A 3490-nucleotide genomic window follows, 5' to 3' on the forward strand; every position below is an offset into this window, starting at 1 on the left:
CGCCGTTGGCATCCTGGGCGCGGATCAGCCGCACCAGGCATTTGACGAACGGGGTGGCAAGGGCCGCCTCGTCCTCGTCGACAGCAGGGGTGACCTCGGCATCAAACATCTCGCTCTCTCCTCGTTTTAGTCCTCGTCCTCGAAGGAGGGTTTTTTCTCGGCGACGCCTGCTTGCGCCAGCACCTTGCGAAGCCAGGGCGGAGGGCAGGTCTTGAGCATAACTTGCGTACGCAACAGCACCTCTTGGATGGATTGGCTCTCAGGCACTTTGATCGGATGGATTTTTGCCGAAATCAGCTTGGCTGCCGATGGCCCGCCGATCGCCAGACAAAACAGCAGATGACAGCCCTTCAACGCCTCCACCTTTGGCGTGATGCGGTCATCCCCCTCGATCCGATGCTCCCCGCTCTCGTCGGAAACATCGTCGAATTCGATGGCTTCTACGAGGTCCCATTCCTCGCGCGTCACGTCATAGACCGCAAATCGCCTGGCCGACCCGAAATGGGCGTTGAGGTCCTCCATGTCCTGCGTGGCCATTGCCACCCGCAAAGCCCCTGCTGCTCGTTCCCGCATTGGACCCTCGTCAACGACCACCGAGAAGCGGCGAACCGGGCCCAGTTGCCGGCCCCCCCTTGCTGACTGGCTGGAGTGGGTAACGCGTCGGCGCCCGCTGGTTTGCTTGGAAAACGTTGGCGGCCTCGAAAACGAGGTCGCGGGTGCCTTGATAGAGGATGGTGAGCTTGTGCTGGCTGCCAAGTCGGTCGAAGACGGGGAAGCCGAGGCGCATGAGGGGAATGCCAAGGCGTTGCTCGGCCTGGCGACCGTGCGCATGGGTGACCAGAAGATCAGCGCCAGCGGCGAGAGCTTCGAGATCGCCAAGATCGCCGACCTGAACCGACTTCGCCGGTACTTTCTCCAGAATTTCCGACATATCGGTCGTGGTGACGGCCGCCGCGATTTCGCAGCCCATGCCGACGAAGAATGTTGCAAGTTGATAGAGTTGGTCTGGTTCAGCAGCGATAGCAATTTTCTTGCCTCCGAAATGGAAATGTCCGTCGAGCAACGCATCTTGCAATTGCGCCCGGCGACGGCGGACCCGGGCCGGCGCCGCGGCCGTCGAAACCGCCGACAGCAGCGAGACGAAGCGGTCGACCTCCTGCAATCCAGTCAGCGACTGGAACACCGCGTAAGGCACGCCGGCCAACCGGCGCAGCACTTTCGCGGGGCAGCGCATGTGCTCGCCGATGGCGATGCATTGTCCGGCAGTGCCAAGCTCGCGGATATCCTCGACGCTGGTGCCGCCATAGGTGGTCGGGACCCACCGGTCGGGAACGGTACCGTCGAGGGAGCCGGAGATGTCCGGCAGAACAACCGGCTCGAGTCCAAAGCTCTCAACCATCTCACGCATATGTTCGATATCAGCCACGGTGAGGTCGCATCCGGGCAGGATCGCGACCTTCTTCGGCTGCCGCGTCCGTTCGCCAGGCCGTGTAATGGCCTCGATCATTGCTGCGACAGCCTTGGCCCAGCCCTGTTCTAATGAGCCGTCGAAATCCGGCGTGTTGGCCAGCACGACCTGCGTATCGGCGATTTCTTCAGCGCGCCTCGCCTTGATGTCGGCGATGTATCTTGCGCAATCTTCGCCACGCATCTCCACCAGCGCAGTCGTGCAGACCCCTATCAGCCTCGGCTTTGTGCGGACCTTCAGGTTGAGGATCGCCTCCTCCAGACGGTCTGCCCCGCCCAGGATGGTCGCCACCTCGTCCATTGCGGTGGTCTGCAGGGGGATCGCTTCCTTGAAGTGCCGCACCAAGAGCACGAGCGCGAAGCTGGTGCAGCCCTGGCTGCCGTGAAACAGGGGTATCGCGCCGTCGACGCCAAGAAAGGCCATGGCAGCGCCCAGCGGCTGTGATGATTTCAGCGGATTGATCGCGGCTGATTTGGTTTGGGGCAGGATGCAGGCCATCTCGTTTCCTCAACACGCGTCTAAATCGGCGGCAGCCGCCAAGCCGGCACATGTCTTCAAGGCCCGTACGGTCGCCATCTCGCTCTTCGTGGTCGGCATTTCGTCCATGATCACAGGCGGACAATCCCATGGTGCCGGCTCCCGCACCTGGCGCCAGATCGGGTTGTGAATGGCAAGGTCGATCTGGCGTACGAGCTCCACCATGCCGTCATAGCCGGCATAGGGGTGTTGGCGCTCCTGGTTGATATCGAGCCAGGGTGTCTTGGCCTTGAGCGCGATGAATTGCGTACGCCCGCCCGACAGCATGATGTCGGCCTGGCCTTGCGAGAGCATTGCGTAAAGCTCGCGCGCGGCCATCTGCTCGAACATGTGGTTGCCGTCCTTGAGGATTTGCTTGATGCGCTCCTTGTCTTCGACGGTGGATTTCTTGACTGAGGTGCCGACGATCTCCATGCCGATCTCGGTCAGCGCGTGGGCGATCGACCACGATTTCACACCACCCGTATTGAGCAGCACGCGCTTGCCTTGAAGCCGCCGCCGGAAGACCTCAAGCCTGTTCCACGCCCTCGTCTCTTCCTGAGCGATCAGGGTCTCCGTGCGCTCGAGGATTTCCGGATCGGCGCCCTTCCTCACGAGCAGCTCAGCTATGTTGCGAAGCGCTTGCGAGGTGTCGCTGATGCCGTAGAAGGAGCCCTCGAAGAACGGGATGCCCCAGCGCTCTTCCATTTTGCGTGCCAGATTGATGAGTGCGGTCGAGCACACCATCATAGCCGCCCGGGCGCGGTGCGAGGACGCAACGTCCAGGTAGCGCGCGTCACCGGGAATGCAGGCGCGCACCCGGATTCCGAGGCGATCAAGCAGCGGCTTCACCAACCAGAACTCGCCGGAGAGGTTGAATTCGCCAAGAATGTTGATGTCGTAGGGCCCGGCATCATCGGGCTCGACCGTGCCGATGACATGATCGAGCAACGCTTCGCCGGCGAGCTTGTTGCCGAGGTTCTTGGAGCCGGCGAAGCCCGGTGCATTGACCGGCACCACGGCCAAGCCGAATTTTTCGGCCGCACGCTTGCAGACTGCCTCGATGTCTTCGCCGATCAGCGCCGTCACGCAGGTCGAGTAGACGAAGATCGCCGGCGGGGCATAGGCTTGGCTAATCTCGCGGATTGCCTTGAAGAGCTTCCGCTCGCCCTGCCCCATCACCAGCTCGAGTTCGGTCAGGTCGGTGGTGAAGCTTGTGCGCCACAGCGTAGCGCCGGAGGAACCGGCGCCACGGTTGTCCCAGGAATTGCCCTCGCAGGCGAGCGGCGCATGGACTAGGTGGGCAACGTCGGTGATCGGCTGCAGCACGATCTTGGCCCCGTCGAAGGCGCAGCCGCCGGCTGCCGCCCCTGGGGTGAGCGGCTTGGAGCAGCCGTGCTTGCGCGCCCTNGCGTCCTTGCCGCGGTTCTTGTCGCAGGCCGGCTCGTTGAAGACCTGCTGGATCGTGGCGCCGAGCGAGGCCATCGGGTCAGCGGGTGAGGTCAT

General features: G+C 62.7%; 3 protein-coding genes and 1 pseudogene. All 4 read right to left on the reverse strand.

Annotation, left to right across the window (positions count from 1 at the left end; genetic code table 11):
• Nucleotides 1-109 (reverse strand): annotated as a pseudogene (locus tag MESCI2_RS1000000139335) (NifX-associated nitrogen fixation protein); the annotation flags it as partial.
• Nucleotides 110-126: 17 nt separating this feature from the next.
• Complete coding sequence (nifX, locus tag MESCI2_RS0125675) at nt 127-618, reverse strand: nitrogen fixation protein NifX (protein ID WP_027038978.1); 492 nt, start codon at nt 616-618, stop codon at nt 127-129.
• Nucleotides 584-1966 (reverse strand): nitrogenase iron-molybdenum cofactor biosynthesis protein NifN, encoded by a 1383-nt coding sequence (gene nifN, locus MESCI2_RS0125680; RefSeq protein WP_027038979.1) that lies wholly within the window; start codon nt 1964-1966, stop codon nt 584-586. Before nifN ends, nifX begins: the two co-directional genes overlap by 35 nt.
• A 9-nt stretch (nt 1967-1975) precedes the next feature.
• On the reverse strand, nt 1976-3469 hold the full coding sequence (nifE, locus tag MESCI2_RS0125685; RefSeq protein ID WP_027038980.1) for a nitrogenase iron-molybdenum cofactor biosynthesis protein NifE: 1494 nt from the start codon (nt 3467-3469) through the stop codon (nt 1976-1978).
• Nucleotides 3470-3490 lie beyond the last annotated feature (21 nt).

The sequence above is a fragment of the Mesorhizobium ciceri WSM4083 genome (assembly GCF_000519305.1).
Taxonomy (GTDB): Bacteria; Pseudomonadota; Alphaproteobacteria; order Rhizobiales; family Rhizobiaceae; genus Mesorhizobium; species Mesorhizobium ciceri_B.

Bases quoted from the DNA above. Each gene is read 5' to 3' on its own strand.
- nifN (WP_027038979.1), bottom strand. From the start codon at position 1,966: ATGGCCTGCATCCTGCCCCAAACCAAATCAGCCGCGATCAATCCGCTG.